Below are 14,586 nucleotides of genomic sequence, written 5' to 3' on the forward strand. Positions count from 1 at the left end.
GCAATTGACGTGAAAAGAAACGATATATTCCCGCCTCCCGTCATTCCATTTAAATGTAATAGGCGCCAAACCCCAACCCTAATATGCCTCTCACTTGCCCAGAGGTTCGCTCATCGGCGTTACCAACCGGCAGGCTCATCCCGCGGCCAATTCGGGATACACCGACGCGCCGCTTTGGGGAAATTCACAGGTCAGGTTTGTGCACACCGGTGCAGGAGCTCGTTCGTCCCAAATAAAGTGACGATCTCTTCTGAACGGACTGAGTAAACACGCCAAACGCCGACCTGCAAATTGCTCGCAAGAGCAGATGAGGTACGCATGCAAGGCTCTTCCACTTTTATCAAACGTGCTTTCAAAAAAATCGCCCTGGGCACCAGTGTGCTCCTGGCCACATCCGCCGTATTCGCGCCGCTGGCCCAGGCCGGTGATTATCCGTATCCCTACCAGCAGCACAGATCCATGACCGATGGCAGTGCCTGGTGGCGCCGGGATGTGGTGGGGGGCGCACCGCATATCATTATCGATATCAGTGAACAGCGCGCTTACTTCTATAAGGGTGGGCGCCTGGCAGGAATTTCTCCGGTAGCCACGGGCATCGCCGGCTACCGCACCCCCACCGGCAGCTTCCGGGTATCGGAAAAAGACATCGATCACCGCTCCAACCTGTTTGGCCACTATGTGGACCGGGCCGGCTATGTGCGCAAATCCAGCGTCGATGTGCGCCGCGACACGCGCCCGGCGGGCACGGTGTTCCGCGGTGCGTCCATGGACTTTTTTATGCGGGTAAATGGCGCGGTGGGTATGCACGCGGGTAAAGTGACTGGCCGCCCGGAATCCCACGGTTGTATCCGCCTGCCTTGGCATATGGCGAAGATTTTTTACGAGAATGCGCCCATGGGTACCAAGGTGACGGTGCGCCAGTAAGACTTTATCGGTGATCAATTCGCCAGTACAAAAAAGGGCAGCTTCCGCTGCCCTTTTTTTCGTATTCAGAATCGAAGTTCAGCCCAGGCTGCCCAATACGCTGCGCATGGTCCAGAAATCCCAGCCTTCCGGCAACAGTGCGCGATCTTCCTCTGTGGCAACAATCCCCCGGCGATGTTCCGGCCACGCCAATACCGCGATGCCCTCGTAGCCGGTAAAACCGTGAAACAGTATCGGCGCGGACAGCTTGCGCTCCAGTTGTTCACACAGCGGATGCCAAGATAGCGGCAACTGGCGACGCACCCGCACCCAGTCCCGCTCACCTGGCTCGGATTCCGCGCCCTGCAACTCCTGATCGACTTTACGTTGCGCATCGTGACGCGCATGACTGGCTTCCAGCGCACTGGCATCCGGCAGTGTCAGCACTCCCATGGCCTGCTGTTGCGCGCAGAGCGCACAGGCATCGACCGACAACCCCAGGGCCACACCGCGTTCCACCGGTACAAACCAGTCGCGCCCTACAGGCACCTGCCACTCACAAAATCCGCAGGTACCGCTCTCGGCAGATTGCGGTGCGATCTGCTCCAACGACTGCGCCACTTTACCCGGCGCCCAGAAGTGCGCGTCTTCTCCCGGAAAAAACTCCTGCGCATACTGGCTTACATGCCAGTGAAAGCTGAACGCAGCGGCCACCCGGTTGCGATCCCGCGGGCCCAGGCTGCGAAAGCCGCGGTGGTTTACTTTTGCCAGGCAGTATTCACAGGCGTGTGGAGTAGCCTCCAGTCCTGGGGCCGCCAGCACTTCTCGGGCGGTACCGATCCAGACAGCCTGGGCGGTATCTTCCAGCGCGCCACAACAACTGGCCACATGGATGCGGTGAAAGAATTCCCTCCGCACCTGTTGATCGTCCACTGCAACCACATCCACCGCGTACACCATCACCGGGTGACCCCGGTACATCCAGCCGTGCTCGGTCTGGTCAAGGTCCCCGAGGGTGACCTCCATACCCTTGATCAGGGCCTGCTCGATGGAGCCATCTACCACTTCGTTCGCCTCGAGATCTACTGATGTATCCTCGACATCGGCCAGTACTTCCACGGTGGTATCGTCTTCGGCTGCCCTCTCAGGGATAGATTCAGAGACAGATTCAGACGCAGAGTCGGAAACAGACGGGGCGACAGGCGCAGCCCCCATACTGGATATGGCCTGCGTCAGAGCTTCCAGATGACGGCTCCAGCGGCTCATCAGAAAGACTCCTCGAGAATACTGTGGATCTTGGTTTCAGAATTGGTGATCACGCGGAAAGCCACTCGCTTGGATTGTTCGATGTTCTCACTGCCATCGGCATTGTAAATCGGTCGCGAGGAAGAATACCCGACCGCCGCCACATTCTGCATCATCCAGGCGTGGTGCGTGGTTACTTCATCCAGTGTGTACACATACTGCAGTACCGAGCGCGCGCGGTCCTGGGACAGGCGCAGGTTGTTGAAGTACATGGCGTTGCGAGTCATATTCTGCCCCCAGCCGGTACTGGTGTGGCCTTCGATACGCACCGCTTCCACGGAGGCCTTAAATGGGGCCAGCACATTCATATAGCGCGGGAAGAACTCCTCAAACACCACCTGGTAGCTGACGCTGAGCGCCGCCTCGCCGGTATCGAACATCGCATCGGAGTTGTTGAAGGCGACGGTCAGGGTATCCCGATCGATGGTGGCGCCCCAGCGCGCCAGGTCAGGGGCAAACTCGCTTTGCAGTGACTCGTAGATCGCCAGCTGGTTTTCCTTGTAGGACATGGCGATGGTGCGGATCTTTTCCCGCTCGATCATTACCGAGCGCATCATCGCCACAGCGATGCACAGAAACACCATCATCAGCCCTGCCATCAAGTCGGACACGCTGATCCAGGCGGACTCACTCTCACCACGCCCCCGCACACTGGAACGGGAGAACCCGGCCCTGGTGGACATCAGGCAATTTCCTCGCGGGCGCGCTCAGTGGCGGCGGGTTGCGGACCGGACTGGGAGGCTGACTGAGACAGGCGCTGCATTTGCGCCACCAGCTGGCGATAGTCGCGGGTGAACTGGCCGCTGATCGCGGCAAGGGCCTGCCCCATGGCCCCAATAACGCCTTCCACCTCTTCTTCCATCTTGCGCTCCACCAGCTGGTATTGTTTGCCGATGGAGGTCTCTGCGTCGCCCATGCTTTTGCGAATGACGTGGCTGAGGGCATCGACCATTTCCTGGTGGGTGCGCGCCTGCTGCAGCGCCAACTCCTGCATACCATTGCGGTGGGTCGTGACGGATTCCTGCACCAGCCCCTGGATAAAGTCGGCATCCAGACTGGACATTTTTTCGAAGGCGCCAGACACCGACTGGATCTGCGCACCCAGCAGTTCGCTCTGCTTGGCAATACTTACCAGCGACTGTTTCATATCGCTGGTCATCACCTGCTGCACCACATCGATCCCCTGCACAAACTGGTCGATGCGCTCGCCCAGGTGCGGTAACACCTCCTGCATCTGCGCGCTTACCCCGCGGTAGCGTTCCAGCTGCTCGTTCAGTGCCTGCATCTGCTCCCGGGCCTGTGTATTCACACTCTGCATGCCGTCAAAGAACTGTGGCATTTCCGCCAACTGCTGGTGCACCTGCTGCAGGTCCCGCGCCACCTGAACCAAGCCCATCACCGCGGTATCGCAGTGCTCGGACCAGTACTCCACGCGCTCTTCATGCGCTTTGTACTCGCGAGTGAGGGTTTCCACCATGGCATCGAAGCGGGCAAAGTTTTCCCCGAAGCGGGTCATGTTTTCGCCGAACTGGTTTTCTACACGTTCGTTGAACCGCTCGACTACCTGCGCCATTTCTTCCACCAGCGCCTGTGAGACCTGCCCGGAAAAATTCGCCAGCTGAGCTTCACTCTGCTTGAGCTGCCGCTCCTGACCATCGACCAGCGCGCTTTGCAGCTGCTGCAGGGATGCTTGAATATCCGCAAGCTCGACTTCCGGTGCATGATCACCGGGTATGGGAATAAAGCGGGTGAGCGCACGCAATACGATGGAGAGGCCGATACCGCAGACGCTGGTGATAAACGCGGTTTTCAGACCATCCAACAGTGTGGCGATACTCTGGTCAATATCGGCAAGCCTGAATTCAAACAGCCCGATGATCACACCGGTGAAGGTGCCGAGAATGCCCAGTGACGTGAGCAGCCCCGGGGCCTGCTCTACAAATTCTCCGGCGCGACGCACAAACCGGCAGACCAGTGCCAGGGTAAACAGCACCAGCATCACTGAGAGGAACCCCTCGGTCACCGCATCCGGACTCAGGGCGACGAAAACAGAGCGCAAAAATTCAGACATGGAAGCAATCTCGCTTGGCAACTTCTCGATTTAATTTTTAGTGATGAGTTCCGGTATTTTCTCCGGTTACCCCTTTAGCTGCAGCACAAATTCCTGCACCGCATCGCCCGAGGGCAGGCGCCCCAGGTGGTGGCTGAACAGGCGGTACCCCGGCAGTAACCGCATCAGGTCCGCGGTGTTGCCGAGGCTGCGTTCGCTGCGCCCTTCAGAAATGCCGGAGACCGCTACACGCTCATCTTCCAGCACCTCAAACATAGCCGGGCGCAGGGGCTGCTGGCTGGATTTGTACACCAGGAAATGCAACTGGCCACCGGCAGACATACGCCCCGCAAACAGTGTCCCCAGCGCCTCGATTTGCGCGGGACTGCAGAAATTCAGCAGATCCCAAAGGAACACCCCATCGAGCTTTGTGCCCGGGTCAAAGCTGAACATGGAGTCGCTGAAGCCACTGCCCTCACCGTGCATTTTCTTGCGCCAGGCAAGTGACGCATGCAGGTCTTCCACATACAGTGAGCCCACTTTCTTTTTCATCGCGTCGATATTGCGCCCGTTCTTGCGCCCGCAGTCCAGCACCGTGGCACCGGCAGGCAGAGCGCCCAGGGTCTTGCGAATACCGGCAAATTCCTGGCGTTCGTCGTCGCGCACCTGGCGAAAGTAGGCACTCACATCGGACGCACCGCCGCTGCGCACCTGGTTGCGCGAGGTGGTGCTGTCGTATTCGAGAAAGTGCTCGGTGACATTCTGGTCCATGCCCTCCCGCTTCATCAGCGAGTTGAACAGGCTAAAGCGGTCCATACATTTCAACAGGGTGACTGTCGAGTGGCCCTTGGACGGCACTTCAGGATAACTGGGGTCATCCACATATTCGAAGCAGAAGTTTTCCAGCAAACGGAAACGCCGCGGCTTATGCGGCTGGTTGCGCCCGGTATAGCGCATGGTGTGCAGGATGGTGCCTTGTTTTAGGTGCGGTTTCAGCAGCTGAATCAGGTGTTGAATCACATCCAGCTCCAGAAAATTCAGCAGGTCCCAACACAGGATGATGTCGAACTTCAGGTTTTCCGGCTTGGGGATCAGGTGTTCTTCCAGTGCCGCGAGGGGATCGTTGCGGTGCTGGTTATCGCTGAGGTATTCCACCAGGTCTTCGATATGACACTGGCAGTTGAGGCCGAGAAAGGCCTGAGTGGTACCGGATGAGAGCGGCCCGAGATCGAGTATTCGGTCCCCGCTTTTGACCATCTCGGTCGTTAACGCAGCGAGGCCAAAAGAGCGGTGTTGCATTGTTTATCGCAAGAATTCGGGGCGTGAGCCAGGAATGAACGTGCAACGCCGCACGGGGGGATGCGGCGTTGCTGCGGATATCAGCTGTCAGCCAGCTCCGCTTCCTTGGCCTGATCCTTGGCGCTGTCTTTCGGGGCAGCAAAAGACTTCTTCGCGGCGGGTCTGCTCGGCGCTTCATCTTTTGGTGGCAGGTTCGGGTGAACCAGTTTTTCCTTGAACTCCGAATGGCGAGAGCGCATCTCATCATCGGTATCCACCATATCCATGGAGCCGCGGAACTTACCGCCGTCGTCCAGCTGGATGCGCGGAGCGATCAGGTTACCCTTCACCACCGCGGTATTGCGGATTTCAATCAGTTCGTCCGCCAGCGCGTCGCCGGTCAGCGTACCATTGATAACAATGTTCTGCGCGTGGATATTCGCATTGATTTCACCTTCGCGACCGATGGACAGATCATGGCCTTCCATAATCACGGTGCCTTCGATGGTGCCTTCAATGTGCAGGTCTTCGGTACCGATCAGTTCGCCGCGGAACTTGATGTTTTTACCGATTACAGAGCGATCCTTCGCCATGGATGCATCGAGCTTGTCCGCAAACGGACGCTCTGTCGCACCATTATCGTTCATTCCGGAAAGAAAAGAGTTGGAATCCAGATTCGCATCTGGTTTAGGGTCGAGGGGATTCGCCATTGTTCAACCTAATGTAACCGTAGAGTGCTGTTGTTTTTAGTGAAGCAACGTTTTTAGCGGTTTTCTCTTACAGTTCCCATAGCGAGTGAGACAAAAATCAACTCTTGCACTCACTTTGTGAGGGGCTTCACAATAATACTTTCTGCGCCAGAGAACTTCACTGCACTTTCGATCAAAAAGCGGGCAACCTTTTATTTGCCGGCGCGGGCCAGACATGCGCCATCGCGGCTACCTGTTTTCTGTAATCGTTGAAAAAACATCCGAACCTATTAAAAAAATGTCGCAATCCCAGCATCAACGGGTTTCAGGAAAATGCCGCGGCGCGCCCAACAATGGCGTTTTTACCGGCTTGGCCGCACCGGGAATGATCACAATGGAATTCCCCCCCGGGTTGGTATCGTAGGTAAACGGGCCAATTTTTTTCCAATTGTTCATCAGCCACAGGTTGCCCGAAGGGTCCACACCACCACCCGTAATACGCTCCAGCGCATCACTGGTGTAGCCGGCCTTGGGGGAGATAGGGTCGCCAAGCTGTTTACCGGGCGGGCAATGGCCGCTACCACATATATGTGCGATACCCGTGTCCGGCCAGGTGGTACTTTCATCCACATCCTTCGTTGGGGTGTGGCCAAAATTGAACACCCACAATGTATCGTCTCCATCTACTGCATTGCCCCACGGAATACTCAACCCGCCGAGAGTCACGGTTTGTGCCATACCACCGCCTTGCGGAACAAAAACAACGGAAGGATTGCCACCATCTTGTGGGTCGAGAGGATCGATACAGGGGACATTCACCGAGTCGGAATTGGAGATCCACAGGTTCCCTTTACTGTCACTGGATATCCCCATCGGCCATGCCAGCTCCACCCCGTTGAGCGCAATCTCATGGACCTCACCGCGCAAATCAATGCGGTAGAGCTTTTCGGCCTTGTTGCCGGTTACCCAGGCGCGCCCGCGATTGTCGATGGCAATGGCGAAGGGTTTGAGCAGCGGCGACTCCCCATCCCGGTAGTGCGCCTTGGACCCCGGCAGGCGAATATTTTCGGCGCGCAGCGGGTTGCCGTCGCGTATCAGTGTGACCGAGTCATTCCCACAATTCGCCACCCAGATATTTCCCCGGCGGTCCGATACTGTTGCCTGCGGCCACCAGATACGCCCCCCAGTGAATCCGTTTTTGCCCGAAAGCGGTAAGCCGTTCTCAAGAAAGAGCGAAACACTGTTGTGAGTAGCTGGAATCTTGTTTGCCGGATCCGGCGGCACCGTCCCGTCTGCACACGCCGGCGCCTCAAAACCGAAATTTCCGACCCACACATTACCCTTTGGATCCAGCGTGATTCCGAAGCCGGCGCCACTCAGCCCACCACCGAAGAATGGCGACGCATCGAACTGCTCACCCCAGGGGTGGAACTTCATCAATCGCTGGCCGGCACAGGCAGTTTCTGTTGTGGCTCTAGGAATGTAATTATCGTTCACCCACGCATTGCCGTGGCGATCAAGAGCGATGTTACCGGGGCCGTTCATCAGATTAAAACGATCCTGCGCTGAGTAGCGCCCACCAGTAAATTTGAGAAACAGCAACCAGTTTCCGGGCTGCTCGGTCAGTGCCGGCTGGTAAATTGGTGAAAGCAGCGAAAGACCGAAGAGCGGATCCGCGGTGGTCATTTCGTAATTGGTAAAGGAAGGGTTTTTAGTGATATTCGCCAGTGCCAGAAGCACACTCTCCACCGGGGTATGCCCTTCGGGTGTCGTGATTGCAAACAGTGTTTCGCAATTCGAAGCGTGGGCGACACAGGCAGCCACCGCATTACTCAGTGCGTTAAAGGTGGCCAGTGTCGAGGTGTCGGCACCATTGGGTTTGTGCAGTAGTACCGCGCCAACCTCACCATTGTGCGGGTTCGCCATATTCGCGGCCATCTTCACCGCGTTGCGCACTCCCACCGAATTCCCGGAAATTTTTCCGGGCTGAATAAATTGCGCGAAGGCGTTGCCTACCGCCACAGTGGTGCGCTCGTTCAACACCAGATGCTCGGGAATATCCGCGCCACTGATCGCCGCCGCCAGCATGACCGGCTTCCGCTCTGCAATGACAAATAGAACCGGTGCAAACTTACCGGGGAGTGCGACGGGAAAATGGTAGGGCAATTTGAATTCACCAGCGCTATTGCTCTGAGTGCTGGCAATTTTTTGGTAGTCGCCATTGACGGAAAAACTGGCATAGAGGGACACACGATAACCGGCCAGAACAGACCCGTTGCCCATCACGGTACCGTGAATAGCCGGAAAGCGCGGATGCCAGCTGGGCCAGGAGTGATTTTGGGTGGAGGATGTGGAAAACGAAGAGGGCTGGGAAGGCACACCGGAATTCGCGCCAGCGACGCTGTCGGAATGTATCGCCAGAGCGCCAAACAGACAGACCAGCAGGCCCCAGAATATCAGACTAAACCGGCCGCGCGCTTGGCGAGCCCGTGTTGAAAAACCTCTGCTGTACCCCATTGCCCGACTTCCCTGTCAACATCACAGTAAAAGGCATATCTCCGCCATTGGCGTGGCCTGAACGCATTCCAGTCGCATTCAGGCTCTTTACCAGGCTACCCAAAAATCGCCCTGAAAAAAGTATGGCACAGCAGGACTGTGGTTTAGCGGGAGGCCGCAGAACTAAAGTATTTTGACGCCGCGCGATTCACCCGCCCGGACAACCGCAGTGTGGATACCATGGTGGGGATCGCCATCACCGCGTACATGCCGATAATGAGGCTGTTCACAATATTCAATGACAGTACCGCACCAAGCACGATCAGCAGCATATAAATGATTGTGTAAACTACCTGAAAACGCGTGCCAAACAGAAACACAAAACACTTCATGCCGTAGTACCAGAAGGTAACAATGGTACTGAACGCCAGTGGCACTACCATGATCAACAGCAGAACCGGCCCCCAGCCGCCGAACACACTACTGAAGGCATCGGCCGTAAGCGATACTCCCGCAATACCTTCGGCCCCCTGCCACACACCGGTGAGCAATATCACCAGTGCGGTACAGGTGCAGATGATCAGCGTATCGACGATCGGCCCCACCATCGCCACCACACCCTCGCGCACAGGTTCCGTGGTTTTTGCCGCACCATGTGCAAGGGATTCAGTGCCGATACCAGCCTCGTTGGAAAAGGCCCCACGACTGATGCCGGTGGCAATTACCGTGCCCAAAGCACCGCCGGCTACTGCCTTCCCGGTGAAGGCATCGGAGAAAATCAACGCAAAGGCCGCCGGAATTTCCTGCCAGAAATAGCCGATCACCCCCAGCGTAAGCAGCAGATAAAACACCACCATCGCCGGCACAATGCGCACTGCAAAACGGCCGATACGCTGAATACGCCCCACAATCACTACCAGTGCCGCCAGTGCCAGCAGCACACCCAGCCCCAGATCAAACAGGAACGCATTATCTGCACTCACCCAACCCAAAGGCTCGGCAAAAGACACACGCAACAGCTGCACTGTCTGATTCGACTGAAAAGAGGGCAGCAGGCCGGCGAGCCCGGCAATGGCGAACAGATACGCCAGAGGCAACCAGCGCTTGCCCAAACCCTCACGAATCACGTACATGGGCCCGCCCTGGATTTCACCACTACTGTCACGACCGCGATACATCACCGACAAGGTCGCTGTGTAGAACTTGGTGGCTACACCGACCAGCGCGGTCACCCACATCCAGAATATCGCCCCGGGCCCACCAGTGCTGATGGCGATGGCCACACCGGCGATATTGCCCAATCCAAGCGTACCGGAAAGCGCTGTGGAGAGCGCCTGGCGATGGGGTACCTGGCCGGGATCATTGGGATCGTCGTACTTGCCCCGCAGCAGATCGATACTGTGCCCGAGATGACGGTAGGGTCGTGCGCGGGAACTGATCAGAAGAAACAGACCACCGCCCACCAAAAGCACCAGTAGCGGCGTGCCCCAAGCGTAGGCGACAAAGGTATTGAGGGCGGATTCTAGCGATTCGATAAAAGACATGGAGTTGCGACAAGTCAGTGGAATAAACCAACCATACTCGCGCATGCCGTCGCAAATCTCAAACAGTGCAGCAGAACCCTCTTAGTATTACCTTGAACACAATGTCGCCGACCCAGGCCGAAGCCGTTTGGCGGCTCCGAGTTAATCTGTACTCAGCTATCCTCTTTCGAAACTGCATCAAGACCAGGAGCCAATGGCGTGTTAAAGAGAACGGGATACTGCAGAATCCTACCCACATCAGCCCCACAATGGAGAAAGTCCAATGAGCCTGAATCAGTCCAACAATCATAATCGCCGCCTTGTTCTCGCATCCCGTCCCAGGGGCGCCCCCAGCGCGGACAACTTTCGCCTCGAGCAGGCCGACATCCCCAAGCCCGCTGAGGGTCAGGTTCTGCTGCGTACCGTGTTTTTATCCCTGGCCCCCTATATGCGCGGCCGCATGAGCGATGCCCCGTCCTATGCGGAGCCGGTGGCAATCGATGACGTGATGGTGGGCGGCACTGTCAATCGCGTGGTGGAATCCCGCCTGGATGGCTTCGCCGCAGGAGATTGGGTGCTCTCCTATTCCTGTGGCTGGCAGGATTACGGCCTGTCTGACGGCACCATGCTGGTCAATCTCGGTAAAAACCCGGCGCAGCCGTCTCTCGCACTCGGCCTGCTCGGGATGCCGGGCTTCACCGCCTATATGGGCCTGCTGGATATCGGCGCCCCCAAAGAGGCCGAAACCGTGGTGGTTGCCGCAGCGACCGGCCCGGTGGGTGCAACCGTGGGACAAATTGGCAAACTGAAAGGCTGCCGCGCGGTCGGTGTTGCCGGCGGCCCGGAGAAATGCCGGTTCGCGGTGGAGGAGCTGGGTTTTGATGCCTGTATCGATCACTACGCCGCGGATTTCGACAAACAACTGGCCGCAGCCTGCCCCGACGGGATCGATGTTTACTACGAAAATGTCGGCGGCAAAGTGCTGGACGGCGTCTTGCCCCTGTTGAACACCAACGCGCGCGTCCCGGTGTGCGGCCTGATCGCCCAATACAATGCCACCAAGCTACCCGAGGGCCCCGACCGCCTCGGCCTGTTGATGGGAACGATTCTGACCAAACGTTTGAAAGTGCAGGGCTTCATCATTTTTGATGACTACGGCCACCGCTACGACGAGTTTTATCAGCAAATGTCTGAGTGGTATGCCGCAGGCAAAATCAAATATCGCGAGCAGGTGGTCGACGGCCTTGAGCAGGCGCCGGAAGCCTTCGCCGGGATGCTGGAGGGTAAGAACTTTGGCAAGCTGGTGGTGCGGGTGGGTGCGAACGGCTAATACCGCTGAATAGCGGCACAAGGAAATGGCACCTTTTTGTTAAAAGGCGCGGCTGGAAAACGTCGATTTCAGCCGCGCTTTCCAGCCCGATGAGTAAGCCTCATAAATCGATGGTCTCCTCCAGCTCTGCCCCTAATGGAGCCAAAGTCACATAGCCCCCCGATATTTTTACCCGCAAATTCAGCTTCTTCGCGACCTCAGTTAATGCGATATCCCAGGGGACTTGATCAAGCTGAAGACTGTCTATTTCGCCATGCACCAGCTCAATCCCACTGACCTTGAGCCCACCGTATTCGGCGAACATCTCAATCACTTTCCGGCCATCGACCTGCTCTATCTGCATCGATAACAGCTCGTGCTCCGGAGCCTCAGGCTCCGCCATACCAGGAAACTTGCCCACCAATGCGAAACAGGTAAATACCAAAGCGGCAGCCAGCCCCAATATTTCCACCCGCCACAGGGACCATGTGCGGGGTTTCCGTTCGCTGAAAGGTTGCCGCAGCGCTAGCAGCTCTGGCTTGCGGCGCAGTAGCTGCTCATTTAAGCCTGCCAGCAATTCCTGCACATCAGCACCATACACTTCGCAGATACGCTCCAGGCAATCTGCGGATGGCAGAGCCTGGCCACTTTCCAGCTTGGAAAGATACGACTGTTCAATCCCCACTTTCCGCGCTGACTCGGTCTGGCTCCAGCGAAGCCCCGCACGAATCAGCTTCAGACGACTTCCAAGACTCTCCATACACCTGCAACAGCTGATTATGGCACCAGGGCAACCAGAACCACCCCGGCGCAAGGTATTACTTTGAAGAAGGGTTTACTCCCTTATCGAAGTCTACCAACATTTTCAGTACATCGCGGCAGGACACTCCCTCTACCTTCAATGTGACAGGCTCTTGTGTATGGACAATCCGGTGATCAATGTAAGTTTCCGAGCATTTCTCCACCACTTCGTTCCATACCGACAATAGCGGTTTCTGTTCAGCGCTCAAATCAATGGAATCTTCGGCTGCAAATACGGTAATGGGCAACGCGGACAATATCATGGCAGCAATACAGCGCATGCTGGTCTCCTCTAGCTTTTGATGAAGCGGATAAATTACCGCTACAGCCCGCCATTCCCGAAGGAATAACCCGGAATATTCAGGAATATCGCGGTATACGGGCAAACCTACTTAGGCATGCGAAGAAGTTACTTATAAAAAAGCCCCGACCAGCGGGGCAAACGGAAGATGACATCGATCAGCGATATCAAAGAGGAAATCCAAAAATCCCAGCGGCGCGGTCAGCCCTCGGCCTGTGCGAGATCACCATCGGTCTCGGCCGCTTGCGGCTCGCTCACCCACAGGGCGCACACCGCCGCCAACAGCCAGCTGGCGCCGCCGAGCATCAGCGCGTAAATCGCTTCATTATCGAAGAAGGTGCGCAGTACAAAGCCCAGCACACTGGCAGCAAGCAATTGCGGAATCACGATAAAGCCATTAAAGATGCCCATCATCACACCCATTTTGCGCTGCGGCACATGGGTAGACAGCATGGCGTAGGGCAGTGACAGGATGGACGCCCAGGCAAAACCCACGCCCAGCATCGGCAGCAGCAGCCACTGGGGATCGCGGATAAACAGGAAGGAAAGCAGCCCCAGACCACCCAGTGCCAGATTCAGGCTGTGGGACAGGCGCATACCAAAGTATCGGGCCATCAGCGGAATCAGCAGCGCTGCCAGCGCCGCGAAACCGTTGTAGGTGGCAAACAGGATACCCACCCAGTCGGCGCCATCGTTGTAGGCCTGGGAGGTCACTTCACTGGTACCAAAGTGGAAGCTGGTGACCGCGGCGGTGGTGTAAATCCACATGGCGAACAGCGCAAACCAGGAGAAAAACTGCACCCACGCCAGGCGTTTCATGGCGTCGGGCATGGAGTAGAGATTGGAAACGATGCTCTCCAGCATCCCCTCGTGGGCGTCGGCCGAGCCGGCGCGTCCGCGGCGCAGTGCCAGCGCCAGCAACTGCAGCCCGCCGAGACCGGCAATCAGCCCAGCGAGAATATACAACTGCTGATCCAGCCCCTGCTGCCACACGAAGGCAGCAAAGGCCGCGCCCACCACCAGCATGGCACCACCGATCTTGCGGTAGCCGGCACTGTGGTCCGGCGCAGGCTCTTGCGCCTGCTCCGCCAGCTCGGGGGATTCGGCGGCTTCAAATGCAGCCTGCTCCTGCGGGCTGTATTCACGGGTACGGAACACACTCCACAGCACCGCCAGCAGGAAGCCGATGCCGCCCACGTAGAAGGAGATTCGTACGGAATCCGGCACCACACCTTCCGGCGCGGTATTGGCCACATCAAACCAGTTCGCCAGCATCCACGGCAGCGCGGAGGCCACCACCGAGCTCACACCGATAAAGAAGCTCTGCAGCGCGTATCCGAAAGAGCGCTGCTTCTGCGGCAACATATCGCCAACCAGCGCACGGAACGGCTCCATGGAAACATTGATGGACGCATCCATCACCCATAGCATGCCCGCGGCAATCCACAACGTGGGCGAATGGGGCATAAACAGAATGGCGATGGAAGACAGCACCGCGCCCGCCAGCAGGAACGGGCGGCGGCGGCCGAAGCCGGTCCAGGTGCGGTCACTGAAATAGCCGATCAAGGGCTGCACCAGCAGGCCGGTTAACGGCGCCGCCACCCACAGCACAGGGATATCATCGATCTCGGCCCCGAGGGTCTGGAAAATACGACTGACGTTGGCGTTTTGCAGGGCAAAGCCGAACTGAATACCGAGAAACCCGAAACACATGTTCCAGATTTGCCAGAAGCTCAACTGGGGCTTGGCGCCGGCCGCTGCCGCCTTGGGGGAAGTTTGAGACATTGGGATCACCGCTGACTGACTTATGGTTATGCAGCGATTGTGTCAGCAGGGGCTAACCGGGCCATCCTCCCCGGCGGGGGTTGAGAGGTAACTCATACCAAGCCGCAGCCCCAATAAAGTGCAGAAAACTGCACTTAACATCTATT

At 57.4% G+C, this 14,586-nt stretch carries 12 protein-coding genes; 2 read left to right on the top strand and 10 right to left on the bottom strand.

All coding sequences use genetic code 11. From position 1 onward, the window contains the following. Positions 1–318 precede the first annotated feature (318 nt). Positions 319–924 (top strand): L,D-transpeptidase family protein, encoded by a 606-nt coding sequence (locus Q1A74_RS13010; protein ID WP_299596741.1) that lies wholly within the window; start codon positions 319–321, stop codon positions 922–924. 78 nt (positions 925–1,002) lie between these two features. Here Q1A74_RS13010 and Q1A74_RS13015 read toward each other — a convergent pair whose 3' ends face one another. The 7 genes from Q1A74_RS13015 to Q1A74_RS13045 all read right to left on the bottom strand — a co-directional run bounded on the left by Q1A74_RS13015 (position 1,003) and on the right by Q1A74_RS13045 (position 10,265). After that, positions 1,003–2,169 carry a hypothetical protein gene (locus tag Q1A74_RS13015; RefSeq protein WP_299596744.1) on the bottom strand — a complete coding sequence of 389 codons (1,167 nt, stop codon included), beginning with the start codon at positions 2,167–2,169 and terminating at the stop codon, positions 1,003–1,005. Next, positions 2,169–2,891: an OmpA family protein gene (locus tag Q1A74_RS13020; protein WP_299596746.1), complete on the bottom strand. Its 723-nt coding sequence runs from the start codon at positions 2,889–2,891 to the stop codon at positions 2,169–2,171. The genes Q1A74_RS13015 and Q1A74_RS13020 overlap by 1 nt, the downstream gene beginning before the upstream one ends. Beyond that, positions 2,891–4,279 (bottom strand): hypothetical protein, encoded by a 1,389-nt coding sequence (locus tag Q1A74_RS13025; protein ID WP_299596749.1) that lies wholly within the window; start codon positions 4,277–4,279, stop codon positions 2,891–2,893. Before Q1A74_RS13025 ends, Q1A74_RS13020 begins: the two co-directional genes overlap by 1 nt. A 66-nt stretch (positions 4,280–4,345) precedes the next feature. Then, entirely contained in the window at positions 4,346–5,557 is a 1,212-nt protein-coding gene (locus Q1A74_RS13030) for a hypothetical protein (protein WP_299596751.1), read from the bottom strand. An 80-nt stretch (positions 5,558–5,637) separates the two neighbouring features. Beyond that, complete coding sequence (locus Q1A74_RS13035) at positions 5,638–6,246, bottom strand: polymer-forming cytoskeletal protein (RefSeq protein WP_299596754.1); 609 nt, start codon at positions 6,244–6,246, stop codon at positions 5,638–5,640. A gap of 294 nt (positions 6,247–6,540) precedes the next feature. Beyond that, positions 6,541–8,508 (bottom strand): hypothetical protein, encoded by a 1,968-nt coding sequence (locus tag Q1A74_RS13040; protein WP_299596757.1) that lies wholly within the window; start codon positions 8,506–8,508, stop codon positions 6,541–6,543. Between the two features lie 377 nt (positions 8,509–8,885). Further along, on the bottom strand, positions 8,886–10,265 hold the full coding sequence (locus tag Q1A74_RS13045) for a sodium:alanine symporter family protein (protein WP_299596760.1): 1,380 nt from the start codon (positions 10,263–10,265) through the stop codon (positions 8,886–8,888). A gap of 262 nt (positions 10,266–10,527) precedes the next feature. Here Q1A74_RS13045 and Q1A74_RS13050 point away from each other — a divergent pair, with 262 nt between their 5' ends. Then, positions 10,528–11,574, top strand: a complete 1,047-nt coding sequence (locus Q1A74_RS13050; RefSeq protein WP_299596762.1) for an NADP-dependent oxidoreductase — start codon at positions 10,528–10,530, stop codon at positions 11,572–11,574. Positions 11,575–11,674: 100 nt separating this feature from the next. Here Q1A74_RS13050 and Q1A74_RS13055 read toward each other — a convergent pair whose 3' ends face one another. From Q1A74_RS13055 to Q1A74_RS13065, 3 genes are all read right to left on the bottom strand, one after another. Further along, positions 11,675–12,313 (bottom strand): helix-turn-helix domain-containing protein, encoded by a 639-nt coding sequence (locus Q1A74_RS13055; RefSeq protein WP_299596765.1) that lies wholly within the window; start codon positions 12,311–12,313, stop codon positions 11,675–11,677. Positions 12,314–12,371: 58 nt separating this feature from the next. Further along, complete coding sequence (locus Q1A74_RS13060; RefSeq protein WP_299596767.1) at positions 12,372–12,635, bottom strand: hypothetical protein; 264 nt, start codon at positions 12,633–12,635, stop codon at positions 12,372–12,374. Between the two features lie 221 nt (positions 12,636–12,856). Continuing rightward, positions 12,857–14,440, bottom strand: a complete 1,584-nt coding sequence (locus tag Q1A74_RS13065; RefSeq protein WP_299596770.1) for an MFS transporter — start codon at positions 14,438–14,440, stop codon at positions 12,857–12,859. Positions 14,441–14,586 lie beyond the last annotated feature (146 nt).

The sequence above is a fragment of the uncultured Microbulbifer sp. genome, assembly GCF_947504145.1.
Taxonomy (GTDB): domain Bacteria; phylum Pseudomonadota; class Gammaproteobacteria; order Pseudomonadales; family Cellvibrionaceae; genus Microbulbifer.

Excerpts from the sequence above, each read along its gene's own strand:
- Q1A74_RS13030 (WP_299596751.1), bottom strand. The coding sequence starts at position 5,557 with ATGCAACACCGCTCTTTTGGCCTCGCTGCGTTAACGACCGAGATGGTC.
- Q1A74_RS13055 (WP_299596765.1), bottom strand. The coding sequence starts at position 12,313 with ATGGAGAGTCTTGGAAGTCGTCTGAAGCTGATTCGTGCGGGGCTTCGC.
- Q1A74_RS13025 (WP_299596749.1), bottom strand. The coding sequence starts at position 4,279 with ATGTCTGAATTTTTGCGCTCTGTTTTCGTCGCCCTGAGTCCGGATGCG.
- Q1A74_RS13040 (WP_299596757.1), bottom strand. The coding sequence starts at position 8,508 with ATGGGCAACGGGTCTGTTCTGGCCGGTTATCGTGTGTCCCTCTATGCC.
- Q1A74_RS13020 (WP_299596746.1), bottom strand. The coding sequence starts at position 2,891 with ATGTCCACCAGGGCCGGGTTCTCCCGTTCCAGTGTGCGGGGGCGTGGT.
- Q1A74_RS13015 (WP_299596744.1), bottom strand. The coding sequence starts at position 2,169 with ATGAGCCGCTGGAGCCGTCATCTGGAAGCTCTGACGCAGGCCATATCC.
- Q1A74_RS13010 (WP_299596741.1), top strand. The coding sequence starts at position 319 with ATGCAAGGCTCTTCCACTTTTATCAAACGTGCTTTCAAAAAAATCGCC.
- Q1A74_RS13050 (WP_299596762.1), top strand. The coding sequence starts at position 10,528 with ATGAGCCTGAATCAGTCCAACAATCATAATCGCCGCCTTGTTCTCGCA.
- Q1A74_RS13060 (WP_299596767.1), bottom strand. The coding sequence starts at position 12,635 with ATGCGCTGTATTGCTGCCATGATATTGTCCGCGTTGCCCATTACCGTA.
- Q1A74_RS13035 (WP_299596754.1), bottom strand. The coding sequence starts at position 6,246 with ATGGCGAATCCCCTCGACCCTAAACCAGATGCGAATCTGGATTCCAAC.
- Q1A74_RS13045 (WP_299596760.1), bottom strand. The coding sequence starts at position 10,265 with ATGTCTTTTATCGAATCGCTAGAATCCGCCCTCAATACCTTTGTCGCC.
- Q1A74_RS13065 (WP_299596770.1), bottom strand. The coding sequence starts at position 14,440 with ATGTCTCAAACTTCCCCCAAGGCGGCAGCGGCCGGCGCCAAGCCCCAG.